Below are 24251 nucleotides of genomic sequence, written 5' to 3'. Positions count from 1 at the left end.
ATGTGTCTCGCGTGCGAATGGGCTCCGCGCTTTGCCGCGTTCGGGCGCCGCGAGTCGGTGTCCCGCCGCACCGTCCTGCGGACTGCAGCCATCTCGGCGGTCGTCGTGACCGCCGCGGCCTGCGCGACGGAGCCGGCCTCCAGCTCTCCGTCCTCCTCGACTGAGACAGCTCCCGCCGATTTCGTCTTCCACAACGGCCGCGTCTACACGGTGGCCGGCTCCGTGCCGTGGGCCGAGGCCGTCGCCGTCACCGGCACGACGATCACCTGGGTCGGAGACAGCGCGGGCGCGTTGACGTTCGCCGGCCCCGACACCCAGGTGATCGATCTGGACGGCAAGCTGTTGATGCCGGGCTTCGTCGAGGGTCACATCCATCCGTTCCTCGGGTCGTTCCTGTCCACCGGCGTCGACCTCCAGGTACCGACCGGTCAGGACGCGCTGGACGCGATCGCCGCCTATTCCAAGGCCAATCCGACCGGCCCGGTGCGCGGATTCGGTTGGCGCGTGGACATGTTCGGGCCGCAAGGCCCCACCAGGACGGACCTGGACAAGGTGTTGCCCGACCGCCCCGGCTTCTTCTTCGCGATCGACGGCCACAGCATGTGGGCCAACAGCAAGGCCTTGGAGATCGCCGGTGTCAACAAGGACACCCAGGACCCGATCCCCGGGTTCAGCTATTACGTGCGCGACGAGAACGGTGAGCCGACCGGCTACGTGCTGGAAGTCGATGCGGTGCTCGGCTTGGTCGATGCGATCGAGCCGATATCGGCGGACTCGATGGAGCAGCTGCTGAGGGCATGGCTGCCGAAGGCGTCGACGGCGGGCATCACGTCGGTGTTCGACGCGGGCGTGCCTCCGGTCGGCGGTGACCAAGCCGCGCTCATCGCCTTGTACACGGACGTCGAGAAGCGCGGCGAACTTCCGTTCCGGGTCGTCGCGTCATACAGCGTGAAGTCACCGCCGGTCGACGACGCCGTCGCGCAGCTGACCGACATCCGCAACCGGATCTCCACCGAGCTGGTGAGCGTCGGCGCCGTCAAGATCATCGGCGACGGCACTCAGGAGGGTTACACCGCCTGGCTCATCGAGCCGTACGCCGACAAACCGGATTCGATCGGCGGTTCCCCCTTTACCGAGGACCAGTGGCGCCAACTGGTCTCCGAGGTCGACGCCGCAGGATTCGACGTGCATGTCCACGCCTGCGGTGAGCGCACCGCCCGGGTTGCCCTGGATTCCATCGAGGCGGCCATGGCGGCGAATCCGCCACGCGACCGCAGGCATACCGTGGCCCACCTCGTCTACGTCGAGGACCCCGACAGTCGCCGGTTCGGTGAGCTCGGCGTCATCGCGCAGTTCTCCGCGAATTGGATCTCCGCCGATCCCGACACGGTGCAGAATCTCGCCGCCCGGTACGGCAAGCCGCGTCAGGACCTCTTCTACCGCACCCAGGACGTGCTGAAGTCCGGCGGGCGGATCTCGCTGGGCACCGACTGGCCCGCCGCGGGCTACTTCTCGACCTACAAGCCGCTCGATTCGATCCAGATCGGCGTCACCCGGCAGTTGGTGAGCGTGCCGGACGCGGCTGTGCTCGCGCCCGCCGATCAGGCCCTCACCGTCGAGGAGGCCGTGCACGCCAACACGCTCGGCGCGGCCTACCAGATCCGGCTCGACGACAAAGTCGGGTCAGTCGAAGAAGGCAAGCTGGCCGATCTGATCGTGTTGGACCGCAACATCTTCGAGATCGACCCGCACGACATCCACACCACGACCGTCACGTTGACGATGATGAACGGCCAGATCCGCCACCAGGTTTAGCGCTTCACCACGGCGGTCTTGGTCGCCAGATCGTGCAGTCCACGAAGATCCGAGTCCGTGAACAGCGCCGGGATCACCAGGGTGATCAGCAATCCGCGGGCGAGCGCCCGCCCCGATCCGACGTGCTCGCGGTTGTCGACGGCAATCACTTTGAGTCCGAGGACGAGCTGGCCGGGGCTGAAGCCGAATAGGCGCACCGACAGGATGCCGAGGACGAGCCACACGACGAGCTGCGTGGTCTGCACGTTGGCGGAGCTGATCCACCCGAACGCCAAGGCAAGGCCGGCCAGACCCAGAGCCACCACCCAGTCGACGAGCAGTGCGGCGATGCGACGGCCGAAGCGGGCGATCGACCCGGGGCCGGTTTCGGGAAGGCCGAGACGCTCGCCTGGAAAGGTGGCCCGGTGGTCGGGATCGTTGGATTGCGTGGGTCCCGATAACCAGGAGCCGATCGTGCGGGCCATACGCCAAGGATATGCGTCGGCCGATAGTGTCAGGCACCGGTACAGACGGCATGCGTAACGTCCACGCAACATGCGGTTGACTGCCGTGCAACATCAGGTCCATACCGTCGCCAAGGGCTACCACGTCAAAGGAGAATAATCAGTGGCTGAAACGACCTCAGACGACATCTTCAAGCTGATCAAGGATGAGCAGGTCGAGTACGTCGACATCCGGTTCTGCGATCTGCCCGGTGTTGTCCAGCACTTCTCGATCCCCGCTTCGGCATTCGACGAGAGCGTGTTCGAGGACGGCCTCGCCTTCGACGGCTCTTCGGTGCGCGGCTTCCAGTCCATCCATGAATCCGACATGATGCTGCTGCCCGACCCCGAGACGGCGCAGATCGATCCGTTCCGCGCTGCCAAGACGCTGAACCTGAACTTCTTCGTCCACGATCCGTTCACGCGGGAGGCCTACTCGCGCGACCCGCGCAACGTCGCCCGCAAGGCCGAGAACTACCTGGCCAGCACCGGCATCGCGGACACCTGCTTCTTCGGCGCCGAGGCGGAGTTCTACATCTTCGATTCGGTCAGCTTCGACTCGCGTATCAACGGCACCTTCTACGAGGTCGACTCCGAGTCGGGCTGGTGGAACACCGGTGAGCCGCTCGAGGCCGACGGCAGCCCGAACCGTGGCTACAAGGTGCGCCCCAAGGGTGGCTACTTCCCCGTCGCTCCCTACGACCACTACGTCGACCTGCGCGACGAGATGGCCACCAACCTGCAGAACGCGGGCTTCACGCTGGAGCGCGGCCACCACGAGGTTGGCACCGCCGGCCAGGCCGAGATCAACTACAAGTTCAACACGCTGCTGCACGCGGCCGATGATGTGTTGCTCTTCAAATACATCATCAAGAACACCGCATGGGCCAACGGCAAGACCGTCACGTTCATGCCGAAGCCGCTGTTCGGTGACAACGGTTCGGGCATGCACGCCCACCAGTCGCTGTGGAAGGACGGCAAGCCGCTGTTCCACGACGAGTCGGGCTACGCCGGGCTGTCGGACATGGCACGCCACTACATCGGCGGCATCCTGCACCACGCGCCGTCGCTGCTGGCGTTCACCAACCCGACGGTGAACTCCTACAAGCGTCTGGTGCCGGGCTACGAGGCTCCGATCAACCTGGTGTACAGCCAGCGCAACCGCTCCGCCTGCGTGCGCATCCCGATCACGGGCAACAACCCGAAGGCCAAGCGCCTCGAGTTCCGCTGCCCCGACAGCTCGGGTAACCCGTACCTGGCGTTCGCGGCGATGCTCATGGCCGGCATCGACGGCATCAAGAAGAAGATCGAGCCGCTGGCTCCCGTCGACAAGGACCTCTACGAACTGCCTCCCGAGGAGGCCGCGAACATCCCGCAGGCGCCGACGTCTCTGTCGGCGGTGATCGACAAGCTCGAAGAGGATCACGAGTACCTCACCGAGGGCGGCGTGTTCACCGAGGACCTCATCGAGACCTGGATCTCCTACAAGCGGGAGAACGAGATCATGCCGGTGCAGATCCGTCCTCACCCGTACGAGTTCTCGCTCTACTACGACGTCTAAGTCGAAGCTGTACGAAACAGCCGGGCGCCTTCGGGCGTCCGGCTTTTTCGTGCCTCACCTGCGTCGTCGACGACGCGAATGGGTACTCCCGCGCCATGACGACCTTCGACGCGCGTCTCGCCAGCTTTTCCTCACCGGCATTGAGCATCTTCCGCATCGTGTTCGGCTTGGTCTTCACGCTGCACGGAACGATGAAGCTGTTCGGCTGGCCCCTCGGGCAGGCCGTCCCGGTCGGCACCTGGCCGTTCTGGTTCGCCGGTGTCATCGAGCTCGTTCTGGGCATCTTGATCACGATCGGCTTCTTCACCCGGATCGCCGCGTTCATCGCCTCGGGAGAGATGGCGGTGGCGTATCTGTGGCAGCACTGGGGCATCCTCGGCGGCGAGCAAGTCAAGTTCTGGCCGTTCGATCCGGCTGCCGGCGGCAACGGCGGCGAGGTGGCGCTGTTGTTCTGCTTCGCGTTCCTGCTGCTGGCGACCATCGGTGGCGGCGCCTGGTCGGTCGACGGCAGTCGGCAGGTCGCGGGCGGGTCGGGCGTGCGGCGCAATCGGGTCGTCACGGGGACCGCTGCTCCCCCGGTCACCGCAGCGCCGGCGGCCCAACCCGTGCGCCGCGGCGGGCTGCTGAGCCGGTTCCGCCGACCGCGGTACTAGTCGTCGTCTATCCGCAGATCCTTGCGGAACCGGCGCATCCCGTCGATCTTGTCGGCCAGGGATGCGTCGGGTCCGCTGTAGAACATCCACGGCATCGTGATGTTGCCGGTGATCCCGCCGGCTTCGGCGCGCGCGAAGTGCTCTGGCGTGAACGCATCGGTGAGCGGTGTGATGACCTCGAAATCATCCATGCTCAAGCCGTTTTCGGCACGCAGCGCGCGCACGAACGACACCCGCTCCAACGCGTGGTCGAGGGTGATCAGATCCCCGATCCACCCATCGTGGCGCGCGGCACGGCGTAGCGCGATGTCTGACAGCCCGCCGACGTAGATCGGGATCGGCGGCGGCGTCGGTTCCATCTCTAGGCGTGGCGCGGTGTAGAACTCGCCGGAGAACTCCGTCCAGCCCGGCGACCACAGGGCCTTCATCAACTCCAGCATCTCGTCGGTGCGCTTACCGCGTCGTTCGAACTGCTGTCCCAGCAGCTCGAATTCCTCGCGGCACCAACCCACTCCGATGCCGAGCTCCAGCCGGCCGCCTGCCAGCACCGCCGCGGTGCCGATCGCTTTGGCCGCCGAATACGGGTCACGCATGGCAGGCAGGTACACCGTCGTCACGAACTTCAGCCGCGATGTCACCAACGCAACGGCGCCGATCATTACCCACGGGTCCGGCCAGTCGGTGAACGCCTCCCAGCGCCGCTTACCGTCTTTGGTGTACGGGTACGGCGTCTTTAGCGTTTCCAAGTTGATGACGTGATCGGGGATCGCCATCCCGTCATAGCCGAGATCGTCTGCCGCCCTGGCGATCTCGACCGCCTCCCGGGTATCCAGGAACGCGGTCGACACATAGAACTTCATCCGGCGTCCCGCGCCCACGCGGGCGTGATGAACACACCTTCGGCTTCCACGGTCACCCCGTCGGCATCCCGCAGATATCCTCGCGCGAACGTCTTGACCCCTTCGGAGCGCTCGACGAAGGCCTCGGCCCGAACCGGACCCAGATGAGTGCCGCGGTGGTAACGCAACGTGATCGTGCCGGTGAACCGAGGCTGGGTCAGGCCGCCGCTGGCGACCTCTCCGAGGATATGGTCGAGGACCAGCGCCCCGATCCCGCCGTGTACCCACCCGGGCGGGCCCTCGTAGGCGGGCCCGAGCGTGAACTCGCTCCAGCAGCTGCCGTCGGCTTCGTGGTGGATGATCATCGGCGGCGCGATCGCATTGCGCAGTCCCACAGCCGGATTCGCCCACGCGACCGGACGCCCGGTGTCGGCGTGCCGCAGCGTCGAGCGGCCGGTGCGTTGTTCACGGCTCAGCAGTTCCTCGGCCGCCGCCAGATGCCCCATCGCTTCCTGCACCGTCGCGTCGTCGGCCTCGGTGTGGATCCCGACGTCGATGAGTCGGCGCAACGCATCGGTCAGCGGCTCGTAGCTGCTGCGCTGCCGCTCGAACTCGTCGGCACTGATCGCCTCGAAACTGAAGTCCACCTACTTAGCCTCCGAACACTCTGAGCACCACGGCTTTTGCCCGACGCGTCACCCGCAGGTAGTTGTCGAGGAACTCGCCGCCGTCTCCGCCCTGCCATCCGGCGGCCACCGCCACCGCGTTGAGCAACTTGCCGGGCCCGGGCAGCTGATCGGTGGGCTTGCCGCGGACCAGCACCAGCGCATTACGGGCGCGGGTCGCGGTCAGCCAGGCATCACGCAGCAGTTCGATGTCGCCCTCGGCGATGAGTTCGGCCGCGCCGATCGCGTTGAGGCTCTCCAATGTCGAGGTGGTGTGGAGTGCCGGAAGCTTGTGCGCGAAGCGCAGTTGCAGCAGTTGCACGGTCCACTCGATGTCGGCGAGTCCACCGCGGCCCAGCTTGGTGTGGGTCTTCGGGTCGGCGCCACGGGGAAGCCTCTCGGCGTCCACGCGCGCCTTGATCCGCCGGATCTCCTGCACGGTCTCGGCGGAAACCCCGCCGGCCGGGTACCGCGTCTTGTCGACCATCAACAGGAACCGCTCGCCCAGTTCCATGTCCCCGGCTACCCGATGCGCCCGCAGCAGTGCCTGGATCTCCCACGGCTGCGCCCACTGCGTGTAGTACGCCTCATAGGAGGCCAGCGTGCGAACCAGCGGACCGTTGCGGCCCTCGGGTCGAAGGTTGGTGTCGACCTCGAGCGGCGGGTCGGCACTCGGAGTGCCGAGCCGCGCGCGGACCTGCTCGGCCACGGTCACCGACCACTTCACCGCGACCGATTCCTCCACGCCCGCATGGGGTTCGCAGACGAACATCACGTCGGCGTCGGAGCCGTAGCCGAGTTCGCCACCGCCGAGGCGGCCCATCCCGATGACGGCAACCCTTGCGGGCGGATTGCCTTCGGGCGCGTTCGCACGGATCACCGCATCGAGTGCTGCCTGCAGCACGGCGACCCACACCAGGGTGAGTTGCTTGCACACTGCCGTCACATCGAGCATGCCGAGGAGGTCGGCCGACGCGATGCGCGCCAGTTCGCGGCGCCGCAGCGACCGCGCCGCTGCGATCGCCCGCATCGGGTCGTTGTGACGGGCCGCCGAGGCGACCAAAGACTTTGTCACGGTTTCGGTATCGACGTCACAGAGCTTCGGGCCGTTGGGACCGTCGGCATACAGCTGAATCACCTCGGGAACTCGCATCAACAATTCGGGCACATACGCCGATGTGCCCAGGACATGCATCAGTCGCTTCGCGACCGCGCCCTCGTCCCGCAGAGACGCGAGATACCACCGCGCGTCGGCAAGCTCGTCGCTGATCCTGCGGTAGTTCAACAGCCCGGCATCGGGGTCGGGGGTGTCGGAAAGCCAGTCCAGCAGGGTCGGCAGCAGCACCTGCTGCACGCGGCCTCGCCTGCCGGAGCTGCTGGTGAGCGCAGCCAGGTGTGTCAGTGCGCTCTGGGGCCCCTCGTAACCGAGCGCGGCGAGCTGCCGTTCGGCGGCGTCGGTACTCATGCCGTCCGAAATGCCCAGGGACGCTTCGCCGACCGATTCCAGCAGCGGTTGGTAGAACAGCTTGGCGTGCAGTCGCGATACCCGGTGGCTCTGCCGCTTGAGCTCTTCGCGGAGCACACCGAGCGCGTCGTGGCGGCCGTCGGGTCGCATGTGTGCGGCGCGGGCCAGCCAGCGCATCGACTCCTCGTCGTCGGCCTCGGGCAGCATGTGGGTGCGCTTGAGCCGCTGCAGTTGCAGTCGGTGTTCGAGCAACCGCAGAAACTCATACGACGCCGTCAGGTTCGCGGAGTCGTCGCGTCCGATGTAGCCGCCGTCCCCCAGTGCGGCCAGCGCGTCGACGGTGGACGCGACATGCAGCGAGTCGTCGTTGCGGCCGTGCACCAGCTGCAGCAGCTGGACGGCGAATTCCACGTCACGCAAACCACCTGTGCCGAGCTTGATTTCGCGCGTTCGCACGCCGGCGGGCACCAGCTCCTCGACGCGCCTGCGCATAGCCTGGACCTCGGGTACGAAGTCCTCACGATCCGAGGCCGTCCACACCATCGGCATCAGCGCCTCGATGTAGCGGCGTCCGAGGTCCATGTCGCCCGCGGCGGGCCTCGCCTTCAGCAGCGCCTGGAACTCCCAGGTCTTGGCCCACCGCTCGTAATAGGCGACGTGGGAATCGAGCGTCCGGACGAGCTGCCCCTGTTTACCTTCCGGCCGTAGCGCGGCGTCGACCTCGAAGAACGCATCAGAGGCCAACCGCATCATCTCGCCGGCGATCCTGGTCGCCAGCGCGAGACTGCTGTGTGCGCCGTCGTCGGTGACGAAGATGACGTCGACGTCGCTGACGTAGTTCAGTTCCCGCGCACCGCACTTGCCCATCGCGACGACCGTCAGCGCGGGCGCGGGCTTGTCCCCGCACACCGACGCCGTCACGACGCGAAGTGCCGCTGCCAGTGCCGCGTCGGCGAGATCGGAGAGGTGTTGGCCGACGACCGGGAACGGCAGGACGGGTTCGTTCTCCACGGTCGGGGCGACGTCGAGTGCGGCCAGGACGAGCAGGCGGTCGCGGTAGAGAGAACGCAGCGGCGGCACGGCGGCAGGCGTGGAACCGCTTGCCTTGTCGGCTTCTTCGGCGAACAGGTCCCTCAGTTCCTGCGCCGCCGGCAGCCTGACGTTGCCGGCGAGGAGATGCCACGATTCCGGGTTGGCGATCAGGTGGTCGCCGAGCGCCAGTGAGGTTCCGAGCACACCGAACAGTCGCCCGCGCAGTCCGCGGTCCTTGCGCAGGGCGCCGTCTAGTTCACCCCATCGGGGGCCGAGTGCCTCCGCCAGCCGCACGATCGCCTTGAGGGCGATGTCGGCGTCCGGCGCGCGGGACAGCGACCACAGCAGTTCGACGTGGGCATCGGTGTTCCATCCGAGCCCGGCAAGGTCGGCCTGCGCCTTGGGTTCCACGAGCCCGAGTCGACCGACGCCTGGCAGCTTGGGTCGCTGCGTCGCGGGTTTGGGCACGCTCATCAAGGTAGCGCGGAGCGCCCTTGCTCAGAGCGACAGGTAGGTCTTCAACTCGTACGGGGTCACGTGGCTGCGGTAGTTCTCCCACTCGCGGCGCTTGTTGCGCAGGAAGAAGTCGAACACGTGCTCGCCGAGCGCTTCGGCGACCAACTCGGAGTTCTCCATCTCGCCCAGCGCCACGCCGAGGCTGCCGGGCAGCTCCTTGTAGCCCATGGCCCGGCGCTCTTCCGACGTCAGGCTCCAGACGTTGTCCTCGGCCTGCGGCGCGAGGACGTAGTTCTTCTCGATACCGCGCAGACCGGCGGCGAGCAGCACCGCGAATGTCAGGTACGGGTTGCAGGCCGAATCGGGGCTCCGGACCTCGACCCGGCGCGAGGACACCTTGTGCGGCGTGTACATCGGGACGCGCACGAGCGCGGACCGGTTGGCCGCGCCCCACGACGCCGCTGTGGGCGCCTCGCCGCCGTGGACGAGACGCTTGTAGGAGTTCACCCACTGGTTGGTGACGGCGCTGATCTCGTTGGCGTGTTCGAGAATGCCTGCGATGAACGACTTTCCGACCTCGGAGAGCTGCAGTGGGTCGTCCGGGCTGTGGAAGGCGTTGGTCTCGCCTTCGAACAGGCTCATGTGGGTGTGCATCGCCGAACCGGGATGCTCGGCGAACGGCTTCGGCATGAACGACGCGCGCACGCCGTCACCCAGGGCGACCTCCTTGACGAGGTAGCGGAAGGTCATGACGTTGTCGGCCATCGACAGCGCGTCGGCGTAGCGCAGGTCGATCTCCTGCTGCCCGGGAGCGCCTTCGTGGTGGCTGAACTCGACGGAGATGCCCATCTGTTCGAGCGCATCGATGGCGTGGCGGCGGAAGTTCGGCGCCGAATCGTGGACGGCCTGGTCGAAGTAGCCACCGTTGTCCGCGGGGACCGGCGGGGTGCCGTCGTCGGGTCCGGGCTTGAGGAGGAAGAACTCGATCTCCGGGTGGACGTAGCAGGAGAAGCCGAGGTCGCTGGCCTTGGACAGCTGACGGCGCAGCACGTGCCGCGAGTCCGCCCACGAGGGGGATCCGTCGGGCATCGTGATGTCACAGAACATCCGCGCGGAGTGGTGCTTGCCGGAGCTGTCGGCCCACGGAAGTACCTGGAATGTCGACGGGTCGGGCCGCGCCACCATGTCGGCCTCGGAGACGCGGGCGAAGCCTTCGATCGAGGATCCGTCGAACCCGATGCCCTCTTCGAAGGCGCCCTCGAGTTCGGCAGGGGCGATCGCGACCGACTTCAGGTATCCGAGGACGTCGGTGAACCACAACCGGACGAAACGGATGTCGCGTTCCTCCAGCGTGCGCAGCACGAATTCCTTCTGCCGATCCATGGTCGAAGCCTAAGTTCCGCCTGTTAATTCTGTGTTACGGCGCTGCTAGCAGCGCAATCCGGTAGGCGGCTGCGTCATGTCCGTGAGGAACCGGACGATGGCGCTGTCGACACACGCGTCGCCGTTGAACACCACGGTGTGCTGGGCGCCGTCGAACGTGATCAGGCCGGCGTCCATCTGCCGGGCCAGATCGACGCCCGCCTTGTACGGCGTTGCCGGATCTCCGGTGGTGGACACGACGACGACCTTGCCCGGTCCCGGAGACGCTACGACGCCGACCACCGACGTCGGCGGGACCGGCCACATCGCGCAGGTGTCGCGCGGCGCGTACCCGGTGAAGGTCCCGTAGGAGACGAATGGGGCGACCTCGCGCGCGCGGCGGTCGGCCTCGGCCCACGTCGCGGGGTCAGTCGGGAAGTCGGCGTCGACACAGCGAATCGCCGTGAACGCATCCTGGCGGCTCTGGTAGTGCCCGTTGCGGTCGCGCTGCTGGTAGTCGTCGGCGAGCAGCAGCAGGTCACTGGGATCGGCGCCGCGCTGCAGTCCGAGCAGGCCGCTCGTCAGGTACGGCCAGAAGCGCGGCGAGTACAGGGCGCTCACGGTGCCGGTGATGGCGTCCTGGTAGCTGAGGCCACGGGGGTCCGCCGTGGCGGCAGGACGGGCGACCAGCGGGTCGACGAGCTGCTGGAAGCGCGCGACGAACTGGGCCGGATCGGTGCCCAACGGGCACCCGGCGGACTGGGCGCAGTCGGCCGCGTACTTGTCGAAAGCCTGTTGGAACCCGGCCATCTGGTTGAGGCTCTCGGTGACCGGGTCGAGGCTCGGGTCGACGGCGCCGTCGAGCACCATGGCGCGGACGCGGTCGGGGTAGCGGGCTGCATAGACCGCACCGATCTGCGTGCCGTACGAGAACCCGAGGTAGTTGATCTGCGCCTCGCCGAGCGCGTCCCGCACGACATCCATGTCCCGTGCGGCGGTCGCGGTGCCGACGCTGGCGAGGAAGTCGGCGCCCATCCGGTCCACGCACTGCGTGGCGAACCCGCGCATCACATCCTCGATGTGGGCCACGCCTGCGGGGCTGTAGTCGGCCAGGGGTTCGGCGCGGTAGGCGTCGAACTCGGCATCGGTGCGGCACCGCAACTGCGGGGTGGAATGCCCGACGCCCCGCGGGTCGATGCCGACGAGGTCGAATTGCTCGGCGATCGGTGAGCCCGCCAGCGCGGCGCCCATCGCGGCGACGGTGTCGACGGCGGATGCGCCGGGCCCGCCGGGGTTGACGATCAGCACACCGATACGCCGTCCGGTCGCGGGCACCCTGATGACGGCCAGGTGCGCTTGGGCCCCTTCGGGATTCGCGTAGTCGACGGGGACGTCGACCGTTCCGCACTGCGCAGAGGGAACCCGAACCGGGCCGACGGGGAAGAACTGGCTGCATGAACTCCATACCGGCACAGCGGAATACGGCTCATCGATGGCGACGGGCGCCGCCGACGCGGACGGTGACAGCGCCGTGAAGGCCAGAACGGGGAGGCAGACGAGCGCCATCACGGTCCGAACGGCGCGCAGCATGGCAGCCATCGTTGCATGGAACCGCGCCGCGGGTCGTCCCCCGGCACCCAACAGAGACCAGGCTGTTATCCGGCGTCGAGCTCGTAGGTGAACCAGGTCGACTTCTCGGCTCCGATCCCGTCGTAAAGCCGTTGCGCCGTCGTGTTGTCCGGCGCGGTCTCCCATACGAGCTTCTCGGCGCCACGGTCGCGGCACAGCTGCAGGCCGTGGGCGATCAGCGCCCTGCCGGTGCCTGTCCCCCGCGATTCGGGGGTCACGTAGAGGTCGTTGAGCACGCCTACGCGGGCGGCGTACAACGTCTGCCAGGTCCAGAAGATCGTCGCGAAGCCCAGGGCAGTTCCGTCCTCCCGCCGCGCGATCAGCTGCAAACCTTCATCGGGGTCGGCGATCAGTGCCCGCGACATCGCGGCGAGCTTGTCGTCGGCCGGGTCGACCTCGTAGAAGTCGCAGTACGCGCGCAGCATCGGGGCCAGCTCGGCAAGGTCGGCTTCGCCGACGACCGAGATCGTCAGCATCGGGTGTCCGGGGGCGGGACCGTCACGTCGACAAGGTAGCGCGTCGCGATGTCGTCGATGCAGGAATCGCCTTGCAGCGCAACGGTGTGCTGGGTGCCCTCGAACGTCACGAGGGTGCCGCCGAGCTGGCGGGCAAGGTCCACACCGGCTTGATACGGGGTGGCGGGATCGTTGGTCGTGGAGACGACGAGGATCGGGGGCAGCCCGGTCACACTGATCTCGTGCGGCGTGGTGGTGGGCGGGACAGGCCAGAACCCGCATGTCGACATCGGCGCCAGGCCGGTGAACTCGCCGTAGGACATGAACGGCGCGGATTCGCGGACGCGGCGGTCCTGTTCGACGAGGGTCGCCCGGTCGGTGATCGCCGGCTTGTCGACGCAGTTGACGGCGACGCGGACGTCGGTGCCGTTGTTGTAGTGCCCCTGCGCGTCGCGGCCCATGTAGAGGTCGGCGAGCGCGAGCATCGTGTCGCCGCGGCCCTCCTTGATCTCGGTGAGCGCCTGGGTCAGATGACGCCACAGTCCGGGGGAGTACAGCGGCAGGATGGTTCCGACGATGGCGTCGTTGTAGCTCAGGCTGCGGGGGTCGCTCGTCTCGGCCGGCGCATCGACGAGTGGCCACACCATCGACTGGTACACCTCGACGGCTTTGGCGGGGTCGGTGCCGAGCGGGCAGTCGGGATCGATGGCGCAGTCGGTGGCGTAGTCGTCGAACGCCTGCTGGAATGCGGCTGCCTGCCGCACGTCGGCCTCGACCGGGTCGGCGTTCGGGTCGATGGCGCCGTCAAGGATCATCGCGCGCACGTTCTGCGGGAATTCCTCGGCATAGCTTGCGCCGATCCTGGTGCCGTACGAGTAGCCCAGGTAGGTCAGCTTCTCGTCGCCGAGCGCCTGGCGCAGAGCGTCGAGATCCTTGACCACACTTGCAGTTCCGACGTTGGCGAGGAAATCCTCGCCGACCTTGTCGACGCAGCGCTGGACGAACTCCTTGGTGAGGTTCTCCAGATGTGCCACCCCTTCCGGGGTGTATTCGACGACGTTGTCGGCGCGAAGCCGGTCGTTGTCGGCGTCGCTGTTGCACCACACCGCGGGCGTCGAACTGGCGACCCCGCGAGGGTCGAATCCGACGATGTCGAACTTTTCGAGCACCTCGGCGGGCAGCGTCCCCGCCATCGATGCGGCCGATTCTTTGCCCGACTTGCCGGGCCCGCCGGGGTTGACGAGCAACGACCCGATCTTCTCGCCGGTCGCTTTGACCCGCAGCAGCCCGATCTGGGCGACGTCGCCGTTGGGATCGTCGGCGTTGTCCCAGTCCACCGGGACCGACAGCATGCCGCACTCGGCGCCGGCAGGAACACTCAGGTTGTCGGATGCGCCCGACTCACAGGGTCCCCATTCGATGGGTGTTCCGGGCCGCGGTACCGAGATCAGTGCGCTGCCGTCCACCACCTGGCTGCAGCCGGCGACCAGCAGCACCGGCAACGACAGGAGGAGGCCGGGCCGCACGACCGCGGTCTTGAACTTCATGGGATCACATGCTGCCATGGACGGCCATCTGCGCTGGCGAGGCGCGTGGCTAGCGGCCGGACGCTCAGCGCGTCGCGGCGAGCAACTCCTGCAGCGCGATGTCGAAGCCGTCGGCCATGTCCCACAGGTCGGGTACGAGTTCAGGGCAGGACACGATGCCGACGTCGAGGTTGCCCGACAGCGACATCACGGTCATGTTCAGACCGGACCCGTGGAAGATCGGCCCGAGGGGGTACATGGCCTTGACCTCGCAGCCCAACATGTACAGCTGTCCCTGCGGTCCGGGAACGTTGGAGATGACGAGGTTGTGGACGGGCCGGGCTCCGCTGAGCCTGCTGTTCGCGTAGACGCGCATCGCCACGCCGAACACCGCGGGCGCGGCGAACTGCGTCCAATCCTGCAGCAGGGTCGCCGAGATCGCCGAACTGTGCTGCTTGGCAACGACATTGGCGTCTGCAATGGCTCGGAGTCGCTTGGCTGGATCTTCGATGCTCGTCTCCAGCGTCGAGAACATGCCTGAAACCTGGTTGCGCCCAGGGCGATCAGATTTCTCGTGCACCGAGACCGGAACCATCGCCACCAGCGAGTTCTCCGGTAGCTGACCCCGTTCGAGGAGGAAGGAGCGCAATACCCCGGACACCAGTGCCATCACCACGTCGTTGACCTTGACGCCGAAGTAGTTCTTCACGGACTTGACGTCGTCGAGGTCGAGGTGGGCGAACGCGACGTTGCGGTGGGTGGTGACGTTGGCGTTGAACGGTGTCTTGGGAGCCATGAACGGCGGCTTCATCGCCTGGCCGCTACGGGCGCGTTTGACGGTGTCGATCACCGTCGTGAGCGTGCTGGGCACGACGTTGACCAGCTTGAGCGGCCTGGTGGCGAACCGGACGGCACCGCTGACCGCGATCTCCAGATCGCTTCCCCCGCCCGGCCCGTCAACCGGGTCGGGCGGCGGCGCGTCCGGCTCCGTGGTGCAGAGCTTCGACATCAGGTTCGCGCCGGTGACGCCGTCGACGGCGGCGTGGTGCACCTTGGTCATCACCGCGATGCGTCCGCCGTCGCCGTCTGCGTCTTCGCCGGGGGCGCCCCCGACGTTCTCGATCACCCACATCTCCCACAACGGGCGGCTCCGGTCCAGTGGCAGCGCCGCGATGTGCCCGCAGATCTCGGCGAGCTCGTTGCGGCCGCCAGGCGACGGCAGACCGATGCGGTGCAGGTGGCGATCGACGTCAAAGTCGTTGTCCTCCACCCACACCGGGTGATCCAGGTTGAACGGTGTGTCGGCGATCCGCTCTCTGAATTCGGGCATCGCCCTGATGCGCAGCGACAGTTGTTCGCGCAGCGCGTCGAACGTGTAGCCGCCGGGCATGGTGGACGTGTCCAGCTCGAGGATCGAGCAGACGTGTAGCGGCTGAGCAGCGGTTTCGAGGTAGAGGAAGCTGGCATCGAGACCGCTGAGCCGTTGCATGCGCCGATCGTATGCCCGGAAGAATCGGGTGTGAGGAAATCCACTTAACGCGCTGTTCAACTTCTGGTGACGTGGTGGCACACTTGTTGTGTCAGCGAACCCGGGGACCGATTTCGGCCTCGAGGATTCACAACGACCAAACCCGATGAGGGGACAATGATGTCTGAGCAGTCCGTTTATGGTGCTGTCGTCGAGACCTCCAAGCCGCGCCAGAAAGTGCGCACCCACCACCTTCACAAGTGGAAGTCCGAAGGCCACAAGTGGGCCATGTTGACCGCCTACGACTATTCGACCGCCGCGGTGTTCGACGAGGCGCAGATCCCGGTGCTGCTGGTCGGCGATTCGGCCGCCAATGTCGTCTACGGCTACGACACGACGGTTCCCGTGACCATCGACGAGCTGATCCCACTGGTTCGCGGCGTCGTCCGCGGCGCGCCGCACGCACTCGTCGTCGCCGACCTCCCGTTCGGCAGCTACGAGGCCGGTCCGCAGCAGGCGTTGGCCACGGCCACGCGCATGCTCAAGGAGACGGGCGCGCACGCGGTGAAACTCGAAGGCGGTGAGCGCGTCGCCGATCAGATCGCGGCGGTCAGTGCGGCCGGCATCCCGGTCATGGCCCACATCGGCTTCACCCCGCAGAGCGTCAACGGCCTCGGCGGTTTCCGCGTGCAGGGCCGCGGCGACGCCGCCGAGCAGACCATCCACGACGCGATCGCCGTCCAGGAAGCGGGGGCCTTCGCCGTCGTGATGGAGATGGTTCCGGCCGAGCTCGCCACGCAGATCACCGGCAAGCTGACGATCCCGACCGTCGGTATCGGCGCGGGACCGAACTGCGATGCGCAGGTTCTGGTTTGGCAGGATATGGCAGGCATGACCAACGGCAGGACCGCGAAGTTCGTCAAGCGGTTCGGTGCCGTCGGGGATGAACTGCGCCGTGCCGCGACCGACTACGCGCAGGAAGTCGCGACGGGCACCTTCCCCGCCGAGGAGCACTCCTTCTAGAGGAATTCCGGCTTGCGTTTGGCGAGGAACGCGTCGACTCCCTCACGGCCGTCGGCAGATTCGGCTCGCTGGGCGATGAGCCGGCCTTCGAGTTCCATCTGTTGTTCGAGGCCGTTGGAGAACGTGTCGAGCAGCAGCGCCTTGATGCCACCGTTCGATCCGGCGGACGTCTTGGCCATCGTCGCGGCGAGCTGATCGGTGCGCGCGGCGAGTTCGTCGTCGGCGACGACCTCGGTGACCAGTCCCCACTGCGACGCTTCGTCGGCCGACAGGGCGCGGTTGGTCAGCATCAACTCCTTCGTCTTGGCGATGCCGACGAGCCGCGGCAGGTAGTAGGACGCACTGCCGTCCGGGCTGAGCCCCACGCGGGTGTAGGCCATCGTGAAAGACGCGGACGCGGCGGCGAGCACCAGGTCGCCGGTGACGGCGAGCGAGAAGCCGGCGCCTGCCGCGGTGCCGTTCACGGCGGTGATGGTAACGGCGTCCATCCGCGCGAACGTCGAGATGGCGCGGTGCAGATCGTCGGCGACGCCTTTGATGTGCCGGCTACGGCTGGGTGCGGCGGCGAAATCCTTGAGGTCGCCGCCCGCGCAGAAGAACCGTCCGGACCCGGTGATGACGACGACCTTGGTGGTCGGGGTATCGCAGCGGGCGGCCGCGTCGGCCAGTTCCCGAGTCATCGTGCCGTTCATGCCGTTTGCGGCGTCGGGCCGGTTCAGGGTGATCCGGGCGACGGCACCGGTCTGATCGAGCGTGATGGTCTGGTAGTCAGTCACACCCCGGACTGTAACGCCCGCCGGTTCAGAGAGTTGCTTCGAGATAGCCCGTCCGGCACGCGCGGCGCGCCAGCTTGCCGCTACTTGTACGCGGAATCTTGCCCGCCGCAACGAGTTTGACCTCTTTGACGGGAATCGCGTGGCGCCGCGACACTTCGGCGCGGATGGCTTCCTGGATGGGCGTGGCGTCGGCGCGGCCGGAACCGGGCGCGCGCTCGGCGACGATGACCACCTCTTCGCGCCCGTTTCCGGGTACCGAGAATGCGGCGACGAATCCGGCCCGCACCGAGGGCGACGCCTCGGCCGCGGTCGCCTCGACGTCCTGCGGATAGTGGTTGCGGCCGTCCACGATGATGAGGTCTTTGATCCGGCCGGTGATGTAGAGCTGCCCGTCGAGGTACACACCGAGGTCGCCGGTGCGCAACCAGAATGCGCCCTCGTCGGAACCCTCGGCGTGGCTGCCGTGCAGCAGACGGGACTGCAGCTTGTTGTGGAACGTCAACTCGGTCTCGTCGGGCCGGCCCCAGTAGCCACGGCCGATGTTGTCGCCGTGCAGCCAGATCTCTCCCACCCGGCCGTCCGGCTGTTCCGACTCGCTTGCCGAATCGACGATGATGGCCCATTGGCTGCGCGCCACGGTGCCGCAGGACACCTGCACGGTCGCGTCGGGATGGTCTGCGTCGACGGGGACGGCGTGCCCGGCAGTCAGCTGCTTGCGGTCGAGGTAGACCGCCGCGGCCTCGGCCTCGCGGTCGGTGGTCGAGACGAAGAGCGTGGCTTCGGCCATGCCGTAGGACGGCTTGATGACGTTGGGTGCCAGTCCGTACGGGGCGAACGCGGCGTTGAAGGCTTCCACCGAGGCGATGTTCACCGGCTCCGAGCCGTTGATGAGCCCGGCGACGTTGCTGAGGTCGAGCGTTTCGTCGGCGGGCGGCAAGCCGCGCTGGGCGGCCAGCGCGAAGGCGAAGTTCGGCGCCGCCGCGAACGTCGGGCTGTCCGAGGCGCCGAGTTCACGAATCCACCGGTAGGGACGGCGCACGAAGGCCACGGGTGACATCAGGGTGATGTGCCGACCGGCGATCGCCGGGAACATGATCATCAGCAGGCCCATGTCGTGGAACAACGGCAGCCAGCTGACGCTGCGGATCTCCGGATCCAGTCCGACGGACAGGATCATCTGCAGGATGTTGGTACACGCCGAGCGGTGGGTGATCTCGACGCCGGCGGGGGCGCGTGTCGATCCCGAGGTGTACTGCAGGTAGGCGACGTCGTCGGTGTCCAACGGCGCGGGTTCGAAGTCCGCGCCCACCGAGTCGGGGACGGCGTCCACGGCGAGCACGCGCGGGCGCCGCTCGCGCGGCAGTTCTTTGAGGAAGGTTCGGACAGATTCGGCGGCCGATGTGGTCGTCAGCACCACCGTCGGCTGCGCGTCGGACAGCACCGCCTCGAGCCGCTCGGCGTGGCCCGGCAGTTCGGGGGCGAACAGCGGGACCGCGATCGCGCCGGCCTGGATGGCGGCGAAGAATCCCACGACATATTCGACGCCCTGCGGCGCGAGCACTGCGACGCGATCACCTGGTTGGGTGACCTGCTGCAACCGGGCGCCGACGGCCTTCAACCTCGTCCACAGCTGGGTCCACGTGAGCTCGACCGTGCGATCACGGTCGAAATCCAGATACCGGTATGCCGGTGCGTCGCCCTGCTCGGCGGCATTGCGATCCAGGAATGAGGTCAGCGTGATGCCGGCCGGAATCGCTATGGCGCCTTCGCGGTCGAGATAGTCGTCGAGCCCCATCCCTAGACTCATAAGAGAATTGTAAGAGAACATCGCAGAAATTCATGCAACCACGCGGTCGCGAGTCGTTTTTCGCCGGCGAGGCGCTGAATGCCGGCGCAGCCGACGGGCAGGCCGATTCATCTCTGTGTGGCAGGCTATGGTCCCCGAACCACGCCGAAAACAAAGGTGACCATGGCCCCTAAATCGCCCGAAACCTCCAGCTACACGGAGACCGAGCGCAAGTTTGAGGTGGTCGAGTCGACTGTCTCTCCGTCCTTCGACGGACTCTCCACTGTCGCCCGGGTCGAGCGGTCACCATCACAATCTCTGTCAGCTGTGTACTTCGACACGCCCGACCGAGACCTCGCGCGCAACAAGATCACGCTGCGCAGGCGCACCGGCGGCACCGATGCGGGATGGCATCTGAAGTTGCCGGCGGGCGCCGATACCCGCACCGAGGTGCACGCGCCGCTCTCCGATGACGAATCCCGGGAACAGCCCGAGGTGCCGGAGAGCCTGCGCGACGTCGTGCTGGCCATCGTCCGTGACCGCCCCGTCGCCCCGGTGGCACGGATCGACACGACGAGGATCGTCGAACTGCTGTACGCGCCGGACGGTTCGGCGCTGGCCGAGTTCTGCGACGACCATGTGACGGCGAGCGCCATCGGAGGTAACGAGCTGTATTGGCGGGAGTGGGAACTCGAGCTGCGGCCCGGCGCCGACGCCGCGACCTTCGACCGGCTGACCAATCGTTTGCTGGACGCCGGTGCGGCGCCTGCCGGGCACGGGTCGAAGCTGGCGAGAGTTCTCGCGTCGAGCAAACCGGAGTCCGAGGACGATTCCGAAGAGGGCGCCGTCGAGCCCGTTCCGGCTTCAACCGATCCGGCCCGCCGCGCCGTCGCGAAGAACATCGCCGAACTCATCGAGTGGGACCGCGCGGTGCGGTCCGATGTCTGGGATTCGGTGCACCAGATGCGGGTGACGACACGCAAGATCCGCAGCCTGCTGCAATCGTCGGAAGGCTCGTTCGACATCGGCGACCACGAGTGGATCCTGGACGAGTTGCGCGAGCTCGCCGGGGTTCTGGGCGTGGCTCGTGACGCCGAGGTGCTGGCAGAGCGCTACGAGCGCGCGCTCGACGGGCTGCCCGAATCGAACGTGCGTGGACCTGTGCGGGAACGCCTTGTCGAAGGCGCCAAGAGGCGCTACCAGACAGGATGGCGGCGATCGCTGACGGCGATGCGCACGCCGCGCTACTTCCGTCTGCTCGATGCACTCGAAGCGCTGGTCGCCACCGCCCCCCCCGCGGCGGCCGCCGGCGAGGAGCCTGCCGAGCTGACGATCGACTCCGCGTACAAGCGTGTCCGCAAGGCCGCCAAAGCCGCGCGGGCCGCCGCGAAGGATCCGGAGCTCGATTCCGACGAATCGAACGAAGCCCTGCATCGGATCCGCAAGCGCGCCAAGGCTCTTCGCTACACGGCGGCCGCCACCGGTGATTCGAAAGTGGCCGACCGCGCGAAAGTCATCCAGACACTGCTCGGCGATCACCAGGACAGTGTGGTCAGCCGCACGCACCTGAGCCGTCAGGCCGAGGTCGCGCACACTGCGGGTGAGGACACGTTCACCTACGGGCTGCTGTACCAGCTGGAGGACGACCTCGCCGCGCGCTGCGAGGAGCAGATCGAGGACGCGCTCAAAGCGCTGGACAAGTCCGTCAAGTCCTGACGCCGGGGGCGGATGAGCTGGCCTGTAAGCCGGATTCTGTTCCTTGCCGCCGTATCCGGCGGCAAGGCGGCGACCATCCATCTGGACACACCGTCGCCGGGTGCCTCAAGCGGCCTACCCGCAAGCTCGGGCGAGCAGCCCTCGAACGCTCGCGCAGCCGCGACCAGGTCGCGACCTTCTTGGCCTTGCTTCGGGTGGGGTTTGCCTAGCCACTCCGGTCACCCGGAATGCTGGTGCGCTCTTACCGCACCTTTTCACCCTTACCACCTCTTCGCCCGAAGACTCCGTGGTGGCGGTCTGTTTTCTGTGGCACTTTCCCGCGAGTCGCCTCGGATTGCCGTTAGCAATCACCCTGCTCTGTGAAGTCCGGACTTTCCTCGACACTGGGTGCCGCGGCCGCCCGGCCAGCTCATCCGCCCTAACACGGTAATGGTTCGGATGCCGATTGAGGTAATGAACGCCGCGCGTCTGCGCAGGCCATACTGAGCCCATGGCGCAAGCCCCTCCCGCGCGCTACCTGATGCGTGCCAAGGACTTCGTCGATGCGCGGTATTCCGAGGCGATCACGGTCGACGATCTCGCGGCGGCTGCGGGGTTGTCGCGGGCCCACTTCAGCCGGATGTTCACCCGAACCTTCGGTGAGTCGCCGCGCGCATATCTGCAGACCCGCAGGCTTGAGCGCGCCGCATCGCTGTTGCGCCACACCGACAGATCGGTCGCCGACATCTGTGTGATGGTCGGTCTGCAGAGCGTTGGCTCGTTCACCACCACATTCGCCCGCACGTACGGCATGCCGCCGGCCGCCTACCGCGCATCGATGCCGCCCGCGGCGGTGTATGCCCGTATCCCCAGCTGCATCCTGGCCCGCGACACCCGCAAGACAGCACACGCGGAGAAGACGGGCTGACCGTCACGGCCGTAGCGTCGTCGGCATGATCAAGATCGCAAGCGCCCATCTGTGGGTTCACGACCAGGACGTCGCCTGCAAGTACTGGACCGAGAAGGTCGGTATGGAAGTGCGCCAAGATGTTTCGCTTCCCGACGTCGACGGCATCTTCCGCTGGCTGACCGTCGGGCCTCCCGGCCAGGACGACGTCTCCATCGTCCTGATGGCGGTGCCGGGCGAGCCCGTTATGGACGAGGCCACCAAGAAGCAGGTCCTCGATCTCACCGCGAAGGGTTTCGCCGGCACCGTCTTCCTCACCACCGAGGACTGCCAAGCCAGCTACGAGCAGCTCAAGGCGCGAGGCGTCGAGTTCACCGAGGAACCCCATGAGATGCCCTACGGCATCGACTGCGGATTCCGCGACCCATCGGGCAACAGCGTGCGACTCACCCAGCTCGCCGAGATCCCTGCGGGCGCATAATTCCTCGACTCAGGCGGCTTCGAAGGTGACGAGGTCGATGCTGAGTTGGCCTTCGACGAGGCTGATCTTTTGGCGTACCGGCACCCCGGGCAGTGGCGGGGCCAGGGAGTGGTATCTGGCCCCGGTCGGGGTGAGGAACTCGGCGTGGTGGGCGCCGTCGCGCATACTCGTGCTCACCCGCCAGCCGGGTGCTTCTTTGGCGTAATTGCACGCCTCGCAGACGCCGAGTCCGTTGACCGCGCTGGTCTTTCCGCCGCCGCGGTCGGGGGTGGCGTGGTCGAGGTGGCGGATCGGGGCGTTGCAGTAGGGGGTGCGGCAGGTGCGGTCCCGCACCCTGATCAACGTGGCCAGTCCTGTCGGGAAGGTCCGCGACCGCGACTCCATCGCCACCAACTGCCCGCTGCGGGGATGACGGTAGAGCCGGCGCAGCGTCGCTTTGGCGTCCTTGTCGGCGACCGCATCACCGGTGAGCTGGCAGGCGAACCCGGCCGGGATCGGGCCGTAGCCGTCCAACCAGGCCGGCTCGGTGTCATCACCGGCCAGCGTCGTATCGGCCATCACCAGGTTCAGGCTCACATCCACCGGTACGGTCGCGCTGCGGCCCGTCACCCGCTCATAGGCGGTGTCGCACATGAACTGGCCTTGCGAGCGGCCATCGCCGTTCATGTCGGCTCCGCGTTTGAGTGCGGCGTACATGCCGATGCCCTGAGCCAGCGGCATCAGGAACGTCACGTACACCATGCCGTTGGGGGCAGGCCGAGTGGTGACATGACGGTCTTTGACCGCCTTGGTGTTGCGTTCCACCACCGCCGCGGCATCCAAACGTGCGGTGATCTTGGCGGCCTCGGCGGCGACCCGTCGGTCACCCCACCCCACCAACCTGGCCGGGTCCGCACAGAGTTCGGTGTCCAACTGCTGGCGGTCCTGCCGCGACAAACAAGCCGACTCGCGCACGATCAGCGTGGCCCGGCACTCCGAGAGCACCCCGGCCTCCAACGCCGCCAGCGTGTACGGCATCTCGTAGACCAGCGCGTTGGCGAACCCGAGATGCTGGTTGCCCTTGACCGGCGCGTCATGGCGAGCCAACGCAATCTCCGACGCCAGCCCTTTCCCCCGTCTCTTCGCGGCCAGCCCGGCAGCCTGCTCGGCCGCGGCACGCTTGGCCGCCCACAACGCGGTCGCTCGAGCCTGCGCGGCCGCAGCTTTCGACTTCAGCTCCTCGAGGTGCTCGACGAGGACCCGGAGTTCCTTCTCGGACGCCTCCGGATCTACTTCGAACAAATGTTCGACCACACACCTGACGCTACACCCAGCCCCCGACAAGTCGCTGCCCTGACGGTCTGCTCCAGCAGAACCGCGATCGTCGTTGGGCCGACTCCCCCGGGCACCGGCGTGATCAGCCCGGCTCGTTCGGCCGCGGCGGCGTACTCCACGTCCCCGATGTTGCCTGCGTTGTAGCCGGCGTCGATGACCACGGCCCCCGGTTTGATCCACTCGCCTCGTATCCGCTCGGGGCTCCCCACGGCGGCCACCACGAGATCCGCAGACGCGACGACCCGCGCCACATCGACCGTCTTCGAATGGCAATAGGTGACGGTCGCGTCGCGAGCAAGCAGCAGCATCCCCACCGGCTTGCCCAGGATCGGGCTGCGCCCCACCACCACGGCGTGCAATCCGGCGGGGTCGACAGCGTAGGCCCCGAGGAGATGCATGATCCCGGCCGGCGTGCACGGGTGAAAGCCGATTCCTCCCAGGGCCATCGATGCGAACGACGCCATCGTCACCCCGTCGACATCCTTCGCAGGGTCGATGGCCTCGAAAACGGCACGCTCGTCGACCTGCACCGGCATCGGATGCTGAACCAGGATGCCGTCCACCCCGGCGTCGGTGGACAGGCTACGCACCAACGAAACAACCTCGTCGGTGGTCACCGACGAGGGAAGGTCGCACCGTCGCGAGTCGAGGCCATGGGTACGGCACCGGTTCACCTTCATTCGCACGTACGTGTGCGAGGCCGGATCGTCACCAACCAGAACTGTTGCCAGACATGGCTTTTGTCCGGATTCGACTTCGAACGCCGCCGCTCGCGCGCGAGTGGCGGCGAGTATGGCGCCGGCGACATGCGTGCCGTCGATGATCGTTGCGGCCATGGCAGTGCTCCTCACAAGGTGAGGA

General features: G+C 67.1%; 20 protein-coding genes and 1 other RNA gene. 7 read left to right on the top strand and 14 right to left on the bottom strand.

Features of this window, described 5'->3' with window-relative positions:
- Entirely contained in the window at positions 1 to 1815 is a 1815-nt protein-coding gene (locus P9A17_RS17525; RefSeq protein ID WP_278039976.1) for an amidohydrolase, read from the top strand.
- On the opposite strand, the gene P9A17_RS17520 is transcribed toward P9A17_RS17525, so the two are convergent.
- Positions 1812 to 2279, bottom strand: coding sequence for an RDD family protein (locus P9A17_RS17520; RefSeq protein ID WP_278039975.1), 468 nt, complete (start codon positions 2277 to 2279; stop codon positions 1812 to 1814). The genes P9A17_RS17525 and P9A17_RS17520 overlap by 4 nt on opposite strands.
- A 142-nt stretch (positions 2280 to 2421) precedes the next feature.
- Between P9A17_RS17520 and glnA (P9A17_RS17515) the strand changes: the two genes are divergently transcribed.
- Complete coding sequence (glnA, locus tag P9A17_RS17515; RefSeq protein ID WP_278039974.1) at positions 2422 to 3858, top strand: type I glutamate--ammonia ligase; 1437 nt, start codon at positions 2422 to 2424, stop codon at positions 3856 to 3858.
- Positions 3859 to 3953: 95 nt separating this feature from the next.
- Entirely contained in the window at positions 3954 to 4511 is a 558-nt protein-coding gene (locus tag P9A17_RS17510) for a DoxX family protein (protein ID WP_278039973.1), read from the top strand.
- On the opposite strand, the gene P9A17_RS17505 is transcribed toward P9A17_RS17510, so the two are convergent.
- From P9A17_RS17505 to P9A17_RS17470, 8 genes are all read right to left on the bottom strand, one after another.
- Entirely contained in the window at positions 4508 to 5371 is an 864-nt protein-coding gene (locus tag P9A17_RS17505) for a TIGR03619 family F420-dependent LLM class oxidoreductase (protein WP_278039972.1), read from the bottom strand. The genes P9A17_RS17510 and P9A17_RS17505 overlap by 4 nt on opposite strands.
- Positions 5368 to 5997: a PaaI family thioesterase gene (locus P9A17_RS17500; RefSeq protein WP_278039971.1), complete on the bottom strand. Its 630-nt coding sequence runs from the start codon at positions 5995 to 5997 to the stop codon at positions 5368 to 5370. Before P9A17_RS17500 ends, P9A17_RS17505 begins: the two co-directional genes overlap by 4 nt.
- Positions 5998 to 6001: 4 nt before the next feature.
- Positions 6002 to 8986, bottom strand: a complete 2985-nt coding sequence (locus P9A17_RS17495; protein ID WP_278039970.1) for a bifunctional [glutamine synthetase] adenylyltransferase/[glutamine synthetase]-adenylyl-L-tyrosine phosphorylase — start codon at positions 8984 to 8986, stop codon at positions 6002 to 6004.
- A 24-nt stretch (positions 8987 to 9010) separates the two neighbouring features.
- Positions 9011 to 10351: a type I glutamate--ammonia ligase gene (glnA, locus tag P9A17_RS17490; RefSeq protein WP_278039969.1), complete on the bottom strand. Its 1341-nt coding sequence runs from the start codon at positions 10349 to 10351 to the stop codon at positions 9011 to 9013.
- A 45-nt stretch (positions 10352 to 10396) separates the two neighbouring features.
- Positions 10397 to 11929 (bottom strand): alpha/beta hydrolase, encoded by a 1533-nt coding sequence (locus P9A17_RS17485; protein ID WP_278039968.1) that lies wholly within the window; start codon positions 11927 to 11929, stop codon positions 10397 to 10399.
- A 56-nt stretch (positions 11930 to 11985) separates the two neighbouring features.
- Positions 11986 to 12435: a GNAT family N-acetyltransferase gene (locus P9A17_RS17480; protein ID WP_278039967.1), complete on the bottom strand. Its 450-nt coding sequence runs from the start codon at positions 12433 to 12435 to the stop codon at positions 11986 to 11988.
- Positions 12429 to 13961, bottom strand: a complete 1533-nt coding sequence (locus P9A17_RS17475) for an alpha/beta hydrolase (RefSeq protein WP_278039966.1) — start codon at positions 13959 to 13961, stop codon at positions 12429 to 12431. Before P9A17_RS17475 ends, P9A17_RS17480 begins: the two co-directional genes overlap by 7 nt.
- Positions 13962 to 14025: 64 nt before the next feature.
- A complete protein-coding gene (locus P9A17_RS17470) occupies positions 14026 to 15429 on the bottom strand; it encodes a wax ester/triacylglycerol synthase family O-acyltransferase (RefSeq protein ID WP_278039965.1) in 1404 nt (467 codons plus the stop codon).
- A gap of 159 nt (positions 15430 to 15588) precedes the next feature.
- Between P9A17_RS17470 and panB the strand changes: the two genes are divergently transcribed.
- Positions 15589 to 16431, top strand: coding sequence for a 3-methyl-2-oxobutanoate hydroxymethyltransferase (gene panB / locus P9A17_RS17465; RefSeq protein ID WP_278039964.1), 843 nt, complete (start codon positions 15589 to 15591; stop codon positions 16429 to 16431).
- Here panB and P9A17_RS17460 read toward each other — a convergent pair.
- Both P9A17_RS17460 and P9A17_RS17455 read right to left on the bottom strand, forming a co-directional pair.
- Positions 16428 to 17207: an enoyl-CoA hydratase-related protein gene (locus tag P9A17_RS17460; protein WP_278039963.1), complete on the bottom strand. Its 780-nt coding sequence runs from the start codon at positions 17205 to 17207 to the stop codon at positions 16428 to 16430. The two genes, panB and P9A17_RS17460, sit on opposite strands and share 4 nt — an antisense overlap.
- A gap of 25 nt (positions 17208 to 17232) precedes the next feature.
- Positions 17233 to 19014 carry a fatty acyl-AMP ligase gene (locus P9A17_RS17455; RefSeq protein ID WP_278039962.1) on the bottom strand — a complete coding sequence of 594 codons (1782 nt, stop codon included), beginning with the start codon at positions 19012 to 19014 and terminating at the stop codon, positions 17233 to 17235.
- Between the two features lie 162 nt (positions 19015 to 19176).
- Here P9A17_RS17455 and P9A17_RS17450 point away from each other — a divergent pair, with 162 nt between their 5' ends.
- Positions 19177 to 20709 (top strand): CYTH and CHAD domain-containing protein, encoded by a 1533-nt coding sequence (locus tag P9A17_RS17450; protein ID WP_278039961.1) that lies wholly within the window; start codon positions 19177 to 19179, stop codon positions 20707 to 20709.
- Positions 20710 to 20718: 9 nt separating this feature from the next.
- Here P9A17_RS17450 and rnpB read toward each other — a convergent pair.
- An RNA gene (gene rnpB / locus P9A17_RS17445) (RNase P RNA component class A) lies at positions 20719 to 21121 on the bottom strand.
- A 78-nt stretch (positions 21122 to 21199) separates the two neighbouring features.
- On the opposite strand from rnpB, the gene P9A17_RS17440 reads away from it, so the two are divergent.
- Together P9A17_RS17440 and P9A17_RS17435 are read left to right on the top strand one after the other, a co-directional pair.
- Positions 21200 to 21616 carry a helix-turn-helix transcriptional regulator gene (locus P9A17_RS17440; protein WP_278039960.1) on the top strand — a complete coding sequence of 139 codons (417 nt, stop codon included), beginning with the start codon at positions 21200 to 21202 and terminating at the stop codon, positions 21614 to 21616.
- Positions 21617 to 21641: 25 nt separating this feature from the next.
- On the top strand, positions 21642 to 22076 hold the full coding sequence (locus tag P9A17_RS17435) for a VOC family protein (RefSeq protein WP_278039959.1): 435 nt from the start codon (positions 21642 to 21644) through the stop codon (positions 22074 to 22076).
- 9 nt (positions 22077 to 22085) lie between these two features.
- Here the strand turns inward: P9A17_RS17435 and P9A17_RS17430 are convergent, their stop codons facing one another.
- Together P9A17_RS17430 and P9A17_RS17425 are read right to left on the bottom strand one after the other, a co-directional pair.
- Complete coding sequence (locus tag P9A17_RS17430) at positions 22086 to 23369, bottom strand: HNH endonuclease signature motif containing protein (protein WP_278039958.1); 1284 nt, start codon at positions 23367 to 23369, stop codon at positions 22086 to 22088.
- A complete protein-coding gene (locus P9A17_RS17425) occupies positions 23345 to 24226 on the bottom strand; it encodes a bifunctional 5,10-methylenetetrahydrofolate dehydrogenase/5,10-methenyltetrahydrofolate cyclohydrolase (protein ID WP_278039956.1) in 882 nt (293 codons plus the stop codon). The genes P9A17_RS17430 and P9A17_RS17425 overlap by 25 nt, the downstream gene beginning before the upstream one ends.
- Positions 24227 to 24251 lie beyond the last annotated feature (25 nt).

Source organism: Mycobacterium sp. 236(2023) (assembly GCF_029623955.1).
GTDB lineage: Bacteria > Actinomycetota > Actinomycetes > Mycobacteriales > Mycobacteriaceae > Mycobacterium.
This window is presented reverse-complemented; position numbering and strand designations above follow the sequence as displayed.